We start from the raw sequence: 15,476 nt of genomic DNA, 5'->3' as shown, positions 1-15,476 counted from the left end.
AAGTTGGACACATGACCAATTCGTGGGTGAACTGGGCCGGAGATCAACACTGCGCACCGGCGAACATCGCGACCCCGCGCGATCACGACGAACTCGCCGAGCTGCTCGCGAGCGCGACCGACCGCGGACAGACGGTCCGCGTCGCGGGCGCGGGCCACTCCTTCACCGACACGGTCTGCACCGACGGGCTGCTGCTGAATCTCTCCCGGATGAACCGCATCCTCGAACTCGACACGGCGACCGGGCGGGCGCGAGTCGAGGCGGGCATCACCCTCAACGCGGCCAGCGCCGCACTGCACGCCGCCGGGCTGGCCTTCCCCAACCTCGGCGACATCGATGTGCAGACCATCGCGGGCGCGACCGCGACCGGCACACACGGCACCGGAGCGACGCTACAGAACATCTCCGCCGCGCTGCATTCCGTCGAGCTGATGCTCGCCGACGGCAGCCGGATCGAGGTCGACGCCGAGAACGATCCCGACGGCTGGCGGGCGGCGCGGGTCAGCGTCGGCGCGCTCGGCGTGGTCACCGCCGTGACGTTGCAGCTGGTGCCCTCGTTCGTGCTCGAAGGCATCGAACGGCCGGTGCCGGTGGACGAGGTGCTCGCCGATCTCGATTCCCATGTCGACGAGAACGAGCACTTCGAGTTCTACATGTTCGCCCACAGCCCGCTGGCGATGACCAAGCGCAACAACCGCGTCGAGCTGCCGGAGCAGCCGCGCGGCAAGATGATGGACTGGTTCGCCGACATCCTCATGTCCAACTACGCGTTCGACGCGCTGTGCCGCTTCGGCAAGTGGCAGGCCGGGGCGATCCCATGGATTCACCGTGGCGCCGCCTACGCGGGCAGCTACCGCCGCCAAGTCGACCGCTCCTACCGAGTGTTCGCCTCGCCGAGACTGTTCCGGTTCACCGAGATGGAATACGCCATCCCGCGCGAGCATTCGGTCGCGGCCATCCGGGAGATCAAAGAGGTCTCGGCTCGTTTCCAGACCCCGATGCCGATCGAGGTCCGCTGGGTCGCCCCCGACGACGCCTTCCTCTCCCCCGCCGGCGGCCGCGACACCTGCTACATCGCCGTGCACCAGTACCGCGGCATGGAATGGGAGCCGTACTTCCGCGCCTGCGAAGAGGTATTCGACCGCTACCAGGGCCGCCCGCACTGGGGCAAGCGTCACTTCCAGACCGCCGACACTCTGCGCGAGCGCTACCCGGACTGGGACCGCTTCACCGAGGTCCGCCGCCGCTTCGACCCCAAGGGCCGCTTCGCCAACCTCTACCTCGACCGCGTCCTCGGCCCTATCGCCTGATCAGCTCTTCCCGGCATCGAGGATTTCGGCGACCAGGCGCGGGACGGCGGTGCCGATGGGTTCGCGGACGACCTCGGTGGCGAGGTCGTCGTAGGGGGTCGGCTCGGCGTTGACGATGACGAGGTCGGCGCCCGCGCGGACGGCGACGGCGCACATCGAGGCGGCGGGTTCGACCTGCAGCGAGGTGCCGATGGCCAGGAAGATGTCGCTGGTCTCGGCGGTGATCGCGGCCTTGGTCAGGCTGCGGTGGTCCATCTGCTGGCCGAACATGATCGTCGCGGACTTGAGGATGCCGCCGCACTCGGGGCACGGCGGATCGGGCTCGCCCGCGGCGACGCGCTCGAGGGTGGCGGCCATGCTTGTCTCGAAATCGCACTCGACGCAGACGACCTCGAACATGTTGCCGTGGATCTCGATGACCCGCTCGGGCGCCGAGCCCGCGCGCTGGTGCAGGCGGTCGATGTTCTGGGTGATGATCGTGACCGCGCGACCCGCCTTCGCCAGCTCGGCGAGCGCCTTGTGGGCGGCGTTCGGGGTGGCCTGCCAGGCGGGGTTGTCGCGCCTCGCGAGCCACGCGCGCTGCCGGAGCTCCGGATCGGCCAGGTAGTTGTCGTAGGTCGAGAGCAGTTCGGCGATGGGGTCTTTCGTCCACACCCCGCGCGGCCCGCGGAAATCCGGGATCCCGGAATCGGTGGATATGCCCGCGCCGGTGAGGACGCCGATCCGGCCGGTGCGCTCGCGCCACTGCGTACTCATGGCAGCCAGCGTAGGCGTACCTCCGCATCCGCTCCGGCCGTTTTTTCGCCGCGCCAAGAGAATGAGAGATTGGTATGCTAATCATCTCATCGTTCTGAAGTGGGTCGATCAAAGGAGATCGCAATGACCGCGTCCGCCGCACTCGAAACCACCGCGCGGGAGCTGCCGCCACGCCGCCCCTTCGCGCCGGGCACCAGGATGTGGGACGAGACGGGCCTGATCACGTTCTCGCTGACGGCCGGATCCGCCTTCCTCCTGCAGACCATGGAGCCGACCATCTCCGCCGTCGTCGACGAGCACTCCACCTTCCGCACCGATCCCATGGGCCGCGCGGTGCGCAGCCTTTCCTCGGTGATGATGTGGGTCTACGGCGGCGAGGAGGCGCTCGCCGAGGCCGACCGGCTGCGCGCGATGCACGCCTCGCTGAACACCACCGACGCCGCGGGCGTGCGGCACAAGGCGCTGGCCTCCGGCCCGTGGGCCTGGGTGCTGCACACCGGAACCTTCGCGTTCACCGAGAGCGCGAAGTACTTCGCCCGCCGCCCGCTCACCTACGCCGAGAAGGAGGCGTACTACCAGGAGACGCTGCAGTTGATGCGCAACTTCTCGGTGGCGCCCAAGGAGGTTCCCGCGACCTACGCCGCGTTCGAGAAGTTCTTCGACGACGTGGTCGAGAACCACCTGCAAGAAACGCCCACCGCGCACGACTACCTGCGGGTGATCCGCTCGGTCGCGCCGCCCGAGCAGCTTCCGCGCGCATTGGCGCCGCTCTGGCGCGCGGCTGTCGCGCCGATCGGACGGATGCAGTACTTCGTCACGGTCGGCACCACGCCGGAGCCCGCGCGGCGCAAGCTGGGCCTCACGTGGACCGCCGCCGACGAACGCAAGCTGCGGGTGCTCGGCTGGCTGATCGCGCGGATCGTGCCCCTGCTGCCCGAGCGGGTGCGCTACTTCCCCATCGCCTACGAGGCGCGTCGGCTCGAGCGCGACCGGGCGCGGCTGCGCAAGGTGATCGATCTGCGCCCGATCTGAGCAAGCGCAACCGGCCGCCGCGACGTTATCCGGACGTCGCGGCGGTTCCGCGTTCCAGCCCACTTGCGGAAAATCCGTTCGGGAGCGGCCGAGTGCTGCCGAACAACGCGCGCCCCGCGCGGCTCGGGGCGCGACTCACCCAGGGCCGCCGCGCGGCTCGATCAGGGCGCTGCCCGGGGCGACTCGGTTCGCAAAACGAGAAGGCTGCGAAATTCGTCGCAAACCTCACTAGTCAAGCGCGCCAACGGGTCTCGATGATGCTGCCGGGCGATCGGGCAATTTTCGCGACCGACCGGTCCGTTCTCTCCCGACCTGCGTCCTTCGCTGAGGCAACGACTCCGGGTTCCACCGCCTCTAGCAGCACGAACACCGCGCGGCTGCGGAAAAGACGGTGCCGAACAGCCGCCACAGGTGCCCCATCCTCGCCGGGCGATCGCCCGTATCCCTTACGCTACGACAGCGTTTCGGCCCGAGCCTCCCGGGACGGCACGCACCGAGACCACTCCGCGCCGTCGGACGGGTCCGGCCACCGCATTACCCCCAGCTTCGCCCACCGAAAGGCGTCCCGATGGCCCACAAGCCCAGTGTGCTGTTCGTCTGCGTGCACGACGCAGGCAGATCCCAGATGGCCGCCGGGTTTCTGACCGCTCTCGCCGGTGATCGCATCGAGGTCAGGTCCGCGGGCAGTGCGCCTGCGGCCGAATTGAATTCGGTCGCGGTCGAGGCCATGGGGGAGGTCGGCATCGACATCGCGGACAACACGCCGAAGAAGCTGACCGACGAGGCGGTCGGGGTCTCCGACGTGGTGATCACCATGGGTTGCGGCGACGCCTGCCCGTTCTTCCCAGGCATCAGCTACCGCGACTGGGTGCTGCCCGACCCGGCCGGACAGACCATCGAGGTGGTCCGCACCATCCGCGACCGGATCCGCATCCTGGTCGAGAACCTCATCGCCGAACTGGTGCCCGCACCGACGCACTGAGTGTCCGATTCCTTCAAGACCGAGCCCGCCCGCCGCCCTTACGCTGCCGACATGACACCGCAACTGGACTTCATCGGCATCATCACCTCGAACATGGCCGCCTCGCTGGCCTTCTACCGCCGCCTCGGCCTCGAGTTCCCCGCCGACGCGGAAATCCAGCCGCACGTCGAAGCCCAACTCTCCGGCGGCCTTCGCCTCGCCCTCGACACCGAGGACACGGTTCGTTCCTTCCACGCCGAATGGGAGCCGCCGACCAGCGCGGGCCGCATCGGCCTCGCCTTCCGCTGCGCCGACGCCGCCGAGGTCGACTCGATCTACGCCGATCTGGTCTCCGCGGGCTACCAGGGCGAGCTGAAGCCGTGGGACGCGCCGTGGGGCCAGCGCTACGCCGTCGTCCAGGACCCCGACGGAAACGGAATCGACCTGTACGCACCGCTGGCCTGAGATTTCCGCCGTGCCGGAGGTAGTCGTGGCCGCGGCGTTCGGGTATGCCGGGCATCACGTCCCGCGGCGGGCGGTCCACTCGCTCAACGTCATGCCCGCCAACTCGCGCATATCGCGTGACAGATGCGCCTGGTCGGCGTACCCGGTGGCGATCGCGACATCGGCGGGTGGGGTGCCCGCGCGGACGGCGGACAGCGCGCGCTGGAGGCGCAGGATGCGGGCCAGCGTCTTGGGTCCGTAGCCGAAGGCGGCCAGCGAACGGCGGTGCAGCAGGCGGGCATTCACGCCCGCGGCGTCGGCGGTCGCGGCGACCGATCGGCCCGCGCGCAAAGCCGCGACGACGCGGCGCAGTAGCGGATCGGGTGGCTCGGCCTCGGCCGCGCGGCGCAGCGCGATGGACTCGAGCGCGGCGGCTCGGTCGGGCGCGTCCGAGACCCGCCCCGCCAACTCCCGCACGGTCGCCGCAGGCCACAGATTCGCCAATTCGACCCGCTGGTCCCGCAATTCGTGCGCCGGCACGCCGAGCAGCGCGGGCGCCGTGCCGGGAAAGAACCGCAAGCCCGTGTACCGCGCGGGCTTCGGACTGCCCGCGGGATGCGCGGTCGTGTCGGGCCCCGCGACGAACAGCGTGCCGTCCCGCCACAGCAGGTCCATGCAGCCGTCCGGCAGGACGGGCAGCGGTTCCTCGGCGCGGGACACGGTGCGCGTCCACAGCACCGCGCCGTCCAGTCGGGACGGGCGCTCGCGATAACCGTCGTCGCCCACGATGCCGAGGCTACTCAGCGGCACCGACAACCGCGATTGCGCGGCGCACCGCCCGTTTCCTAATCTGAGGGCACCCGCCCTCGCCGAGGACGGGACCGGTGAATCAGGGACGACGAGGTCCGCGGCGGGCAGGCCCGCGGACGCCGTGTGGCCGATGGCACGCCGGACCGCACGCGCGAAAGGAATCGGTCCGCATGACCGACAACAGCACCGACGACGCCCCTCCGTTCGTCGACATCATCAACGGCGCCTTGGAGTTCACCATCCCCGCGGCCGCCAAGATGGGCGTCCAAGCGGTCGAGGTGCGCCGCGGATTCGCCGCCACGACGGTGCCGCTGGAGGGCAACGGCAATCACTTCGGGGTGATCTACGCGGGCGTCCAGTTCACCGTGGCGGAGGTTCTCGGCGGCGCGATCGCCGTGGCGACGTTCGACAATTCCGCCTACTACCCGCTGGTGAAGGGCTTCGAGATCAAGTTCGTCGGCATGGCGAAATCGCAGCTGCGCGCCGAGGCCACGCTGCCGGAGGAGGAGATCGCGCGGATCGAGGCCGAGGCGGCCGAGCGCGGGAAGTCGGACTTCACCCTGGAATCGGTCGTCACCGATGCCGACGGCAACACCGTCGCGGTGACCAAGGGCCTCTATCAGCTGCGCGCCCACGGGAAGTAGCGCGAGCGGCACCGAATGCGTGAACGCCCACCGCCGCCGCCGCGGTGGGCTCAGCTCGGCGCGAGCCCGCGCGGAACGACGCGGATGTAGCGCAGCTCGGCCGCGGTGACCGCGTTGTCCGCGTCCACGCAGCCGACGGTGACCTCGGTGGCGGGCGGCGAGGAGAAGGTCCACAGCGTGATCCACTGTTCGCCCGCGATGTCCTCTTGTTTCTTCGGCTCCGAAGAACGCAGATCCTCGTTACGTCCGTTGCTGTCGGTTACCGCGCAGCGCACGCTGTCGACGGCGGTCCCCCATGCCGCGGGAACCTTGATTTCCATGATCGCGTCGGCGGGAACGGGCACCGATTTCTTCTCCCCGAGCGGTATGTCGACGCCGCCCGCGGAATCGACGTTTCGCGGTGCGGCGACCGTCGACGTGCCCGCCGCTTTCGCCGGTGCCACTGTCGAGGTAGCAGCGGTATCGGCCGAAGTGTCCCCGGAACAACCCGATACCGCGACGACCAACAGCAAGGGCACCGCCATCCAACTCGATTTCACGGATCGACCTCTCTTCATCCCGTGCACTCGGCAGCGGGTCGGATCAGCGAACGAAACAGAGCATGACAGCTTTTCCGCTGACTCAACGGTAATCCGCGCCGTATTCGCGCAATTGGTCGGCAAATTGCGCGTTCCGCACGCGTAATTCCAGCCCCCGCGCGGCTGACTATGATCGCGTTCGCCTGATGATGCCGGAGGAGCCCGATGGAACCGAACCCGACGAAACTTGGTTACGACGACATCGAGGCGGCCGCCGAGCGCATCGCGGGGCGCGTCCGACCCGTCACGGTCGCGCCCGCCGACTCCCCGGACGACGGGTCGCCCGGCCTCTGGCTGGCCCTCGAATTCCTCCAGCACACCGGGACGTTCAAGGCCAGGGGCGCGCAGAACTTCCTCCAGGCGCACCGCGAGGCGGGCAGCCTGCCCGACTCCGGCGTCACCATCGCCTCCGGCGGCAACGCGGGCATGGCCTGCGCGTGGGCGGCGCGCAGCCAGCACGTGCCCGCCACGGTCTTCCTGCCCGCCACCGCGCCCACGGTGAAGATCGACAAGCTGCGCGGCTACGGCGCGGACGTCCGGCTGGTCGGCGAGCAGTACGCTGACGCGCTCGCGGCCTGCCACGCCTTCGCCGAGTCCAGCGGCGCGCTGCTCTCGCACGCCTACGACAACCCGCTCATCGCCGCGGGCGCGGGCACCCTGCTGACCGAGATCCATCGGCGGCTGCCCCGGCTGGACACCGTCGTCGTCGCGGTCGGCGGTGGTGGCTTGTTCGCCGGGATCGCCACCGCGGCGGCCCATCACGGCCTCCGCGTGGTCGCCGTGGAACCGCGGAACTGCCGTGCGCTGCACGCCGCGCTCGCCGCCGGCGCACCCGTCGACGTCGCGGTCGACTCGGTGGCCGCCGACGCGCTCGGCGCCCGCCGCGTCACCGAACTGGCCCTCGTCGCGGCCCACGCGGCGGACTCGGTGTCGGTACTCGTCTCGGACGAGGAGATCGTCGCCACCCGCAGGGCCCTCTGGGCCGAGCATCGCTTGGCGGTCGAACACGCCGCCGCGACCGCCATGGCCGCGCTGACCTCCGGCGCGTACCGTCCCGCGCCCGGCGAGCGGGTGTGCGTCGTGCTGTGCGGCGCCAACACCGATCCCGCCGATCTGACGAAGTGAGGCGCCCGCGGTAGACCGTTCGACAACGCCCGCGGACTCCGCGACCCGGTTACCCTCGTAAGGGAACCGGACGGAGGCAGCCATGGCACTCGAATCCTTGATGGTCCCGCTGGGCACGCGCGCGCCCGAATTCGCGCTGCGCGACCTGGACGGCCGGACCCATCGCCTGTCCGATTACGCGAACGGTCCCGGACTGCTGGTCGTCTTCGCGTGCAACCACTGCCCGTATGTGAAGCACATCGAGAACGAACTCGGCGCGGTGATCGCCGACTCGGGCGTGCCCGCCGTGGCGATCTGCACCAACGACGCCGACGCTTATCCGGACGACAAGCCGGAAGGTCTTCGCGCACAAGCGGAACGGGCCGGGTGGACGTTCCCGTACCTCATCGACGAAACCCAGTCGGTCGGCCGCGTTTTCGGCGCGGCCTGCACCCCGGACTTCTTCCTCTACGACGCGCGTCTCCTGCTGGCCTATCGCGGCGCGTTCGACGAATCCACCCCGGGCAACGGCAAACCCGTCACCGGCTCGGAGCTGCGCGCCGCACTCGCCGCGGTGCGCGCGGGCAAGCCCGCGCCGGAGCCGCAGCGACCGAGCATGGGCTGCTCCATCAAGTGGCGCGCCGTCTGACCGACGCCCGGCCCGGCCTCAGCCGACGACGGCGTTCATGATGGTGCCCGCACTGGTGGCGATGGCGCCGCCCAGCATGGCTCCGGCCACCATCTTCGGCGACTGGAGGCCGCCGCCGGTCCACTTCTCCCAGGCGAACCGGCCGCCCGCGTAGGTGATGGCGGCGATTCCCGAGAGCAGCACGAACCAGGTGAGGTAGCGAACCATCTGGAGGATCTTGTCCGAGATGGGCGGGGCCTCGGGGGTCGGGTTCCCGACCTGGGCCAGCACTGTGCCGTACATGTCATGTGCCGTAGCGAGAATCATGCTCACAGCTGTACCCCTCTTCAGAATGTCGGCGACGGTTCGAAAACGCCGACGTGATCTTACCGCGATCCGACCGGAAACATTGGGGTGCAGCGTGTTTCGCGAACTAAAACGACCGGTCCGAAATCGAGAATTCCGGCCAGGAATTCGCTCTTGATCGCTGTATACGGTCGGACGTATGTTTAGTTCGTGAGCATCGCAGAGCACTTCAGCACCGAAGAATCGGACCCGTACTGCTTGTCCGCCTTGGAGTCCGCGGCCCTCCTGTTCGACGCACCCTGGCGGCGCTTCGGGGTGATCGGCGACAGCCTCTCGGCAGGCACCGGCGATCCGCGCTCCGGATACGCCAGCCTGTCCTGGGCCGACCGCGTCGCCGACGCGCTGCGGCGGGTCGCGCCCGACCTGGCGTACCTCAACACTGCGGTCGACGGCGCCACGACCGAACAGGCCTTCGACCAGCTGGATCGCATGATCGATTTCGCCCCCGACCTGCTGCACCTGCCGTGCGGCGCCAACGACATCGTCCGCCGAACCCCCGACTACGCGCTGATCGAGGGACGCCTGCGCGAGCTGTACCGCCGCGCCGCGGCGACGGGCGCACAGCTGACGACTTTCACGCTCGGCCGCGCGTATCGGGTGCCCGTGTTCGCGGATTGGACCGACCGGGTCCGCACCGTCAACGCGATCACCCGCCGGGTGGCCGCCGAGTATCGCGCGGTAGTCGTCGACATGTGGGATCACCCGGTCAACGACCGCGCCGATCTGCTCAGCGCCGACCGCATCCACTTCGCCACCAACGGCCAGGCGGTGCTCGCCGCCGAAACGGTCAAGCAGCTCGCCCATCGCCTCGGTCAGCGGGTCGCGTCGTGACCACCGACAAGCGGCTGTTGCGCGGGGCGCGCACCCGCGGCATGGTGTTGCGCCGAGCCGTCGACCTAGCCTCCCTCGACGGCCTCGACGGCCTCAGCTTCGGCCGCCTCGCCACCGACACCGGCATGAGCAAGGCGGGGGTGCAGACGCTGTTCAAATCGAAGGAGACGCTGCAACTCGCGGCCATCGACCACGCGCGCGAGCTCTTCGTCGCCGCCGTCGTGGAACCAGCGCGCAGTGAGCCGCGCGGAGTCCCCCAGCTGCGTGCGCTCGTAGCGCACTGGCTCGATTACGCCGAGGAGCCACTGTTCGCGGGCGGCTGTTTCCGCGCCGCCGTCATGACCGAATTCGACAGCCGCCCAGGGTCGGTCCGCGAGGCGTTGCTGCGCGACCAACGCGACTGGCGCGCCACCCTCGCGGCGCAGTTCCGGCATGCCGTGGCGGTCGGCGAGATCGGCGAGCTCGACCCGGAGCTCGCGGCCTTTCAGCTCGACGCGGTGTTGCTGGCGGCGAATACCGCCCTGCGCCTGGGAGATTCGGATGTCGCGTCGATGGTTCGGCGGGTGCTCGATCATCTGCTCGTTCCGGTCTGACGGACGGCGAACTCAGCAGCCGATCGCCTCGAACTCGGCGGTCGCGCGCAACTCGGTACGCGGGTGGTAATCCCCCATCCCCGAGGCCGGATCGCCCTCCGGCGCGCGCTGGATCGCCTGCGCGAAATCCTTGTCCGGCAGCATGTTCCGCATCAAGAGCGTGGTGGTGATACCGGTCGTCGGCAACCACGCGACGCCGCAATCACGGGTCGCGTTCGCGGGCCGGTCGGCGGGATCGGAGACCACGACGGTGAACCAGCCCCGCTCGTCGACCGGCGTCTCGTCGTCGACGACGCAGGCCGAAACACGGGTCGTGGCAAGTTCGTTCGAGCACATCGACCAGTACCGCAGTTGCGCGGGCGCCATGGTCACCTGGCCGCGGTAGGTCGCGGGGGTCGTCGGGAGCTTGGCGCGGACGACCGCGACCTGCCCCGCCCGCGGCGCGACGTGCGAGGCGAGATAGGTGTTGTCCGGGTTGGCGAACACGCCGTCGCCGCTCGTCTTGGACCACACGCGGTAGTCCGGGCCCGGCACGTTCGCGGGCAGACGCTGACCGCTGGACAGGCGCGCGGCGGACGTGTCGGTCGCCCCCTGATCCGCCGTGCACGCCGGAAGTACGCGCGGGCCGTCGGCCCCGTGCACGGTGATCTCCGGCAACGGCTCCCCGCCGAGCGGATCGCGCCCCTCGTCGGCGCGGTAGACCCGGTAGATGATCAGGGCCAGTCCGGAATCCGCGTAGAGGGTGTTCGGCGCGGGCCGCTCGGGTCGCGGGCCCGGCAGTACCCGCACCGTGAAAGAGCGTTCGGTCGCCGCACGGTCCGCTCCGGGCCGGAACGGGTTGACGCTGCCCGGATCCGGATCGATGCGCAGATCGTCCAGGCCGTCCAAGGTCCGCGATCCCTGGTAGCTGGTGAACGAGATGTACCGGCCGTGCGGATACCGGCCGCGCAGGGTGATGCCCTCGGCGGGCAACCCGGGGACGGCCGCCATCCAGTAGTTGGCGAAGGTGTCGGGCAGCGCGACGTTCAGCGTGTCGGCGCCGATCCGTCTGCTCCACCCGCAGTCCGTCAGCGGCCCGGCCTGCGCCGGCGGCGTCAGCGCCATCGGCGCCACGGCGGAACCTACGACAGCGACGACCGCGAGAACGCGGCGCAGCACGGCGATCATGTTCACGCGCGCCAGTATCACCCGCGAACGGCGCCGATGCCCCGCACCACCCTTGACACGCCACACGGCGCGACATCTAATCGGACAACTGAACGTGCGTCCACGTGAACGCACCGGCCCCACGAGAGGGAACCCGATGAGTGAGCGACCGCGGTACACCGGAGTTCTCGGCCAGGCCGAGGCCATCCGTACCGGTCGCATCTCGGCGGTCGAACTCACCGAGCAGACCCTCGCGCACATCGACCGCGTCCAGCCGCGGCTCAACGCCTTCGTCACCGTGCTCGCCGAGGAAGCGTTGGCGCAGGCCCGAACCCGCGACGAAGACCAAGCAGCCGGGCGAGAACTCGGCGCGCTGCACGGCGTGCCGATCGCGATCAAGGACGAGGTCGACGTCGCGGGCGTCCGCACCACCTACGGCGGCGCCGCGGTGACCACACCCGCCGCGGCCGACTCGGAGATCGTGCGACGGCTGCGCGCGGCGGGCGCGATCATCGTCGGCAAGACCGCGATGCCGGAGTTCGGCACCTGGCCGTTCACCGAATCCGCGGCGCACGGCTACACGCGCAATCCCTGGGACACCACCCGCAGTACGGGCGGCTCCAGCGGCGGTTCCGCGGCGGCGGTAGCGGCGGGCGTGGTGGCGGCGGCCACCGGCGGCGACGGCGGCGGCTCGATCCGGATTCCGGCGGCGTGCTGCGGTCTGTTCGGTTTGAAGCCGCAGCGCGGGCGGGTCAGCACCGCGCCCAACGGTGACCTGTGGCGCGCGCTCGGCACGCTCGGCGTGCTGACCAGGTCGGTCGCCGACAGCGCACTGCTCTACGACGTCATCAGCGGTACCGTCGCCGGGGATCGCTGGCACGCGCCCGCGCCGACGATCTCGTTCTCGGCGGCCGCCCCCGCGACGCCCTTGCGGATCGCCGTGTCGGTGCGCTCCGCCGTGCCCATGACCCGCCTCGATCCCGAGTGCGCCGCGGCGGTCCGCTCGATGGCCGGCACGTTGACCGAACTCGGCCACCACGTCGAGGAATTCGATCCCGACTATCCCGACGCCACCTCCGCGTTCTTCCCGCAATTCCTCGGCGGCATCAGAGAGGAGGCCGAGCGCGTCGACCGCCCCGACCTCCTCGAGCGCCGTACTCGCACACTCGCGGCCACCGCGCGTGCGCTCGCACCCGAACCCGTGCTGCGTTGGGCGGAGCGCCACGGCGAACGAGTCGCCGCCCGGGTCCACCGCGTTTTCGAACGCTACGACCTTGTGCTCACCCCGACCTTGCCGCAGCTGCCGCCGCCGGTCGGCAGGCTGGACGGTGCGGGCGCGCTGCACGCGATCCTGCGCAGCATGCCGATGACCGCCTACACCGCGATGTGGAACGTGTGCGGTAACCCGGCCGCCGCGATCCCCGCGGGCTGGTCGGATTCCGGACTGCCGCTCAGCGTCCAGCTGGTCGGCCGTCCCGACGGTGAACTCGAAATCCTGCGCGTCGCAGCGCAAATCGAAAAGGCGAGGCCGTGGGCGCAGCGCTGGCCGGAAGAAGCGGGAGCCGTAGCGCGAATTCGCTGATGGGAGCGGCGGGGTCGGTCGAAACGTCGAAACTTCCGCCGGTTTGGTGATCTGAATCACTATTGGCGGCGATTGTGTGCCGTCGCACGCCTGGGCTACCCTCGCATGCATCTGAGACCCTATGGTCTCAAAGCCGCCTTCCGGACGTCCCACAAGCTGTACAGCAACCCCCTCTCGGGTTCGGACGGCTCCGTCCGGCAGCGCCGACTGGGGTCTTCCGGGGGGCGGATCGGTCAGTGGAGCCCCAGCGGGGCGTGCAGCAAGGGGAGCGGCACCATGCGATCCACACTTCTTCGTGCGGTCATCGCTATCTCGGCGATGGCGTTGTCCACCATTTCCGTCGGCGGCGGGGCGCAGGCCGATCCGGGCTGTCCGAGCATGTACGTCGTGGCGATTCCGGGTACCTGGGAGAGCGACGAGCACCGGCCAGGTCCCGGCATGCTCGCCGGAGTGACCGATGGCTTGCCGTCCTCGGTGCGTGTCGACTACGTCAGCTACGCCGCGACCGCCTTCCCGTGGGAGGGCGACGTGTACGGCGCGTCCAAGAAGGAAGCCGTCGACAACGCCCGCGGCATGCTCGGCGCGATGGGGCGCCAGTGCGGCGCGACCAAGCTCGCGCTGGTCGGCTACAGCCAGGGCGCCGACGCGGCGGGCGACGTGGCCGCCGAGATCGGCACCGGGCTCGGCGTGGTGCCGCCGCAACGGATCGTGGCGGTCGGCCTCATCTCCGACCCGCGCCGCTCCCCCACCGACGCGTTGGTCGGCCCGCCGGTCGGCGGCGCGGGCGCGGGCGGTCCGCGGGTGGGCGGATTCGGCTGGGTCACGCCGCAGACCCGCACGATCTGCGCGGTCGGCGATCTCTACTGCGCCACCGCCTCCGACGACTTCGTCACCAGGTTCGCCGGTTTCCTGGCCCAGAGCTCCAGCCCCGACCTCGCCAACATGTGGCGTTACCAGCTCGAATTCGGAACCATCGTCAACGATCTGATGGCGCGCGGCGGTGTCGCGCTGCTGCAGAACCAGCTCTCGGACTCCGCCAACGAGGAACGCCGCAGGAAGCTCGAGGAGTTCTACCGCTCCGAGGCGCACACCCTCTACGGCAGCTACCCCGTCGGCGGCGGCGAGACGGCGCTGAGCTGGATGCACGAGTGGCTGGCCTCCCTGGCCTGAGCCCGGGCCGATTCTCAGCGCTTTCTCATCGAACCGAGTACTCGCGGCTCAGGAACGGCCCGTTGAATCAGTCGCGGCTGCCCCGCCCAGCTCCTCTACACCGGGCGGTAGGCAGCGCCAAATTCGGTGTCGTCCGTGCTCCGACACGGACCCGCGCCTCGAAGCCGAGATGACGCGCGCGCTCTGGTGAACCGGCTACGAAACCGGCTGGGGTACGTCCTGCCGGACGTGCGCCGGTGTCAGCGCCGCCGTCTTGCGCCTGGACGTCGCGAGGAACAACACCACAAGCAGCACGCTCAGCCACACGTAGGTATTGCCGATGAAATGCTGCCACGGCGTCCACAGCGACTCGCGCTGTTCGCCGTTGGGTAGCCAGTTCTGCGGACCGTAGACGAACACCGCACCGACGGCGGCGGCGACCGCGTACCAGCCCAGCGCACGCCGCCACGGCAGCCGGATCGCGTAGCCGATCACGGCGAACAGCGCGGGCGCGATCCAGATCCAGTGGTGCGACCACGAAATCGGCGAGACCAGCAAAGTGAAGACCGCGTTGATGGCCAGTGCGAGCGCGGGAGCGTCGGCCGCCCGCCGCATCGCGAGCACGACGAGCGCGAGCAGGGCCGCGCCGGCCACCAGCCAGACGAGGGTGAAAGCGGGCTCCGGCACCCGCAACCGGGCGAGCACCGCCTGGATCGACTGGTTGGTGTGGAACGCCGAGCCGCTCAGGCCGTCCACATTGCCGAGGCCGCCGAACCAGTACTTCGCCGAGGTGCTCGGCAGCACGAGGAAGCTGAGCGCGGTCGCGGCGGCGCCGGTGACGGCGGCGGTGATCGCCGACTTGTAGTCGCGGCGAACCAGGAAGAACAGGACGAATGCGGCAGGAGTCAGCTTGATCGCCGCCGCGATGCCGATCAGCATGCCGCGCCGCCACTTCGGCTTCTCGGTCAGGCAGTCGGCCGCGACCAGCGCCATCAGCAGCAGGTTGACCTGGCCGAAGTCCAGCGTCGAGCGGGTCGGTTCCAGCAGCAGGGCCAGCGGCGCCGCGCAGGCGGTGGCGAACAACGCGACCCGCCGCGCGTTCTCGCCCGGCCAGACCCGCCGGGCGACCAGGTACAGCGTGATCGTCAGCGCGGCCACCGAGGTGACGAAGAAGGCGAACGCCGCGACGTCCCAGGGCAGCAGCGCGAACGGCGCGAGCACCAGGGCGGCGAACGGCGGATAGATGAAGGGCAGACCGATGCCGATGGTCGTCTGCGGGAGTTGTCCGTACATGTCGCCGCCGTCGCGCAGCGTTTCGACGCCGAGACGGTAGACCTGCAGGTCGATGAAGCCGCCGGTGATCTCCTTGAACGGCCAGAGCGGCAGCGTCAGACACAGCGTGGTGAACGCCACGAGCAGCGCAGGCACAAGCCAGACCACACGCCCTAACCGGCGGGTCGACGACATCGGCACATCACAGGCGGCGGAACTACTCATCCGCGGCGACTATACCGACCTGCGCGCCGGTGTTCGACGGGTGGC

Annotated in this window: 18 protein-coding genes; 12 read left to right on the top strand and 6 right to left on the bottom strand. The window is 69.9% G+C overall.

Annotated elements, in window-relative coordinates; genetic code table 11:
- Window positions 1–11: 11 nt before the first annotated feature.
- Window positions 12–1,310, top strand: coding sequence for a D-arabinono-1,4-lactone oxidase (locus FB390_RS13375; protein WP_141809248.1), 1,299 nt, complete (start codon window positions 12–14; stop codon window positions 1,308–1,310).
- On the opposite strand, the gene FB390_RS13370 is transcribed toward FB390_RS13375, so the two are convergent.
- On the bottom strand, window positions 1,311–2,066 hold the full coding sequence (locus FB390_RS13370; protein WP_141809247.1) for an SIR2 family NAD-dependent protein deacylase: 756 nt from the start codon (window positions 2,064–2,066) through the stop codon (window positions 1,311–1,313).
- A gap of 123 nt (window positions 2,067–2,189) precedes the next feature.
- On the opposite strand from FB390_RS13370, the gene FB390_RS13365 reads away from it, so the two are divergent.
- The 3 genes from FB390_RS13365 to FB390_RS13355 all read left to right on the top strand — a co-directional run bounded on the left by FB390_RS13365 (window position 2,190) and on the right by FB390_RS13355 (window position 4,524).
- Complete coding sequence (locus tag FB390_RS13365) at window positions 2,190–3,098, top strand: oxygenase MpaB family protein (RefSeq protein ID WP_141809246.1); 909 nt, start codon at window positions 2,190–2,192, stop codon at window positions 3,096–3,098.
- Between the two features lie 568 nt (window positions 3,099–3,666).
- The gene (locus tag FB390_RS13360) at window positions 3,667–4,080 is read left to right on the top strand and encodes an arsenate reductase ArsC (protein ID WP_141809245.1); all 414 of its coding nucleotides are present in this window, start codon (window positions 3,667–3,669) and stop codon (window positions 4,078–4,080) included.
- Window positions 4,081–4,131: 51 nt separating this feature from the next.
- The gene (locus FB390_RS13355) at window positions 4,132–4,524 is read left to right on the top strand and encodes a VOC family protein (RefSeq protein ID WP_141809244.1); all 393 of its coding nucleotides are present in this window, start codon (window positions 4,132–4,134) and stop codon (window positions 4,522–4,524) included.
- 54 nt (window positions 4,525–4,578) lie between these two features.
- Here FB390_RS13355 and FB390_RS13350 read toward each other — a convergent pair whose 3' ends face one another.
- Window positions 4,579–5,289, bottom strand: coding sequence for a helix-turn-helix transcriptional regulator (locus tag FB390_RS13350; RefSeq protein WP_141809243.1), 711 nt, complete (start codon window positions 5,287–5,289; stop codon window positions 4,579–4,581).
- Window positions 5,290–5,483: 194 nt separating this feature from the next.
- Between FB390_RS13350 and FB390_RS13345 the strand changes: the two genes are divergently transcribed.
- A complete protein-coding gene (locus tag FB390_RS13345) occupies window positions 5,484–5,957 on the top strand; it encodes a YiiD C-terminal domain-containing protein (protein ID WP_141809242.1) in 474 nt (157 codons plus the stop codon).
- A gap of 50 nt (window positions 5,958–6,007) precedes the next feature.
- On the opposite strand, the gene FB390_RS13340 is transcribed toward FB390_RS13345, so the two are convergent.
- Window positions 6,008–6,277 (bottom strand): hypothetical protein, encoded by a 270-nt coding sequence (locus tag FB390_RS13340; protein ID WP_141809241.1) that lies wholly within the window; start codon window positions 6,275–6,277, stop codon window positions 6,008–6,010.
- Here FB390_RS13340 and FB390_RS13335 point away from each other — a divergent pair.
- From FB390_RS13335 to FB390_RS13325, 3 genes are all read left to right on the top strand, one after another.
- Window positions 6,276–6,641 carry a hypothetical protein gene (locus tag FB390_RS13335; protein ID WP_141809240.1) on the top strand — a complete coding sequence of 122 codons (366 nt, stop codon included), beginning with the start codon at window positions 6,276–6,278 and terminating at the stop codon, window positions 6,639–6,641. The genes FB390_RS13340 and FB390_RS13335 overlap by 2 nt on opposite strands.
- Window positions 6,642–6,700: 59 nt before the next feature.
- The gene (locus FB390_RS13330) at window positions 6,701–7,660 is read left to right on the top strand and encodes a threonine/serine dehydratase (protein ID WP_141809239.1); all 960 of its coding nucleotides are present in this window, start codon (window positions 6,701–6,703) and stop codon (window positions 7,658–7,660) included.
- A gap of 82 nt (window positions 7,661–7,742) precedes the next feature.
- Window positions 7,743–8,288: a thioredoxin family protein gene (locus FB390_RS13325; RefSeq protein ID WP_141809238.1), complete on the top strand. Its 546-nt coding sequence runs from the start codon at window positions 7,743–7,745 to the stop codon at window positions 8,286–8,288.
- Between the two features lie 18 nt (window positions 8,289–8,306).
- Here the strand turns inward: FB390_RS13325 and FB390_RS13320 are convergent, their stop codons facing one another.
- Window positions 8,307–8,594 (bottom strand): hypothetical protein, encoded by a 288-nt coding sequence (locus FB390_RS13320; protein ID WP_141809237.1) that lies wholly within the window; start codon window positions 8,592–8,594, stop codon window positions 8,307–8,309.
- 189 nt (window positions 8,595–8,783) lie between these two features.
- On the opposite strand from FB390_RS13320, the gene FB390_RS13315 reads away from it, so the two are divergent.
- Together FB390_RS13315 and FB390_RS13310 are read left to right on the top strand one after the other, a co-directional pair.
- Window positions 8,784–9,464 (top strand): SGNH/GDSL hydrolase family protein, encoded by a 681-nt coding sequence (locus tag FB390_RS13315; protein ID WP_141809236.1) that lies wholly within the window; start codon window positions 8,784–8,786, stop codon window positions 9,462–9,464.
- Window positions 9,461–10,057, top strand: a complete 597-nt coding sequence (locus FB390_RS13310; protein ID WP_141809235.1) for a TetR/AcrR family transcriptional regulator — start codon at window positions 9,461–9,463, stop codon at window positions 10,055–10,057. The genes FB390_RS13315 and FB390_RS13310 overlap by 4 nt, the downstream gene beginning before the upstream one ends.
- Window positions 10,058–10,069: 12 nt before the next feature.
- On the opposite strand, the gene FB390_RS13305 is transcribed toward FB390_RS13310, so the two are convergent.
- The gene (locus FB390_RS13305) at window positions 10,070–11,230 is read right to left on the bottom strand and encodes a hypothetical protein (protein WP_141809234.1); all 1,161 of its coding nucleotides are present in this window, start codon (window positions 11,228–11,230) and stop codon (window positions 10,070–10,072) included.
- Window positions 11,231–11,360: 130 nt separating this feature from the next.
- On the opposite strand from FB390_RS13305, the gene FB390_RS13300 reads away from it, so the two are divergent.
- Complete coding sequence (locus FB390_RS13300) at window positions 11,361–12,785, top strand: amidase (RefSeq protein ID WP_141809233.1); 1,425 nt, start codon at window positions 11,361–11,363, stop codon at window positions 12,783–12,785.
- A 276-nt stretch (window positions 12,786–13,061) separates the two neighbouring features.
- Window positions 13,062–13,955, top strand: coding sequence for a cutinase family protein (locus FB390_RS13295; protein WP_141809232.1), 894 nt, complete (start codon window positions 13,062–13,064; stop codon window positions 13,953–13,955).
- A gap of 195 nt (window positions 13,956–14,150) precedes the next feature.
- Here the strand turns inward: FB390_RS13295 and FB390_RS13290 are convergent, their stop codons facing one another.
- Window positions 14,151–15,431: a glycosyltransferase 87 family protein gene (locus tag FB390_RS13290; RefSeq protein WP_185757026.1), complete on the bottom strand. Its 1,281-nt coding sequence runs from the start codon at window positions 15,429–15,431 to the stop codon at window positions 14,151–14,153.
- Window positions 15,432–15,476 lie beyond the last annotated feature (45 nt).

It is taken from the genome of Nocardia bhagyanarayanae, from assembly GCF_006716565.1.
Classification (GTDB): domain Bacteria; phylum Actinomycetota; class Actinomycetes; order Mycobacteriales; family Mycobacteriaceae; genus Nocardia; species Nocardia bhagyanarayanae.
This window is presented reverse-complemented; position numbering and strand designations above follow the sequence as displayed.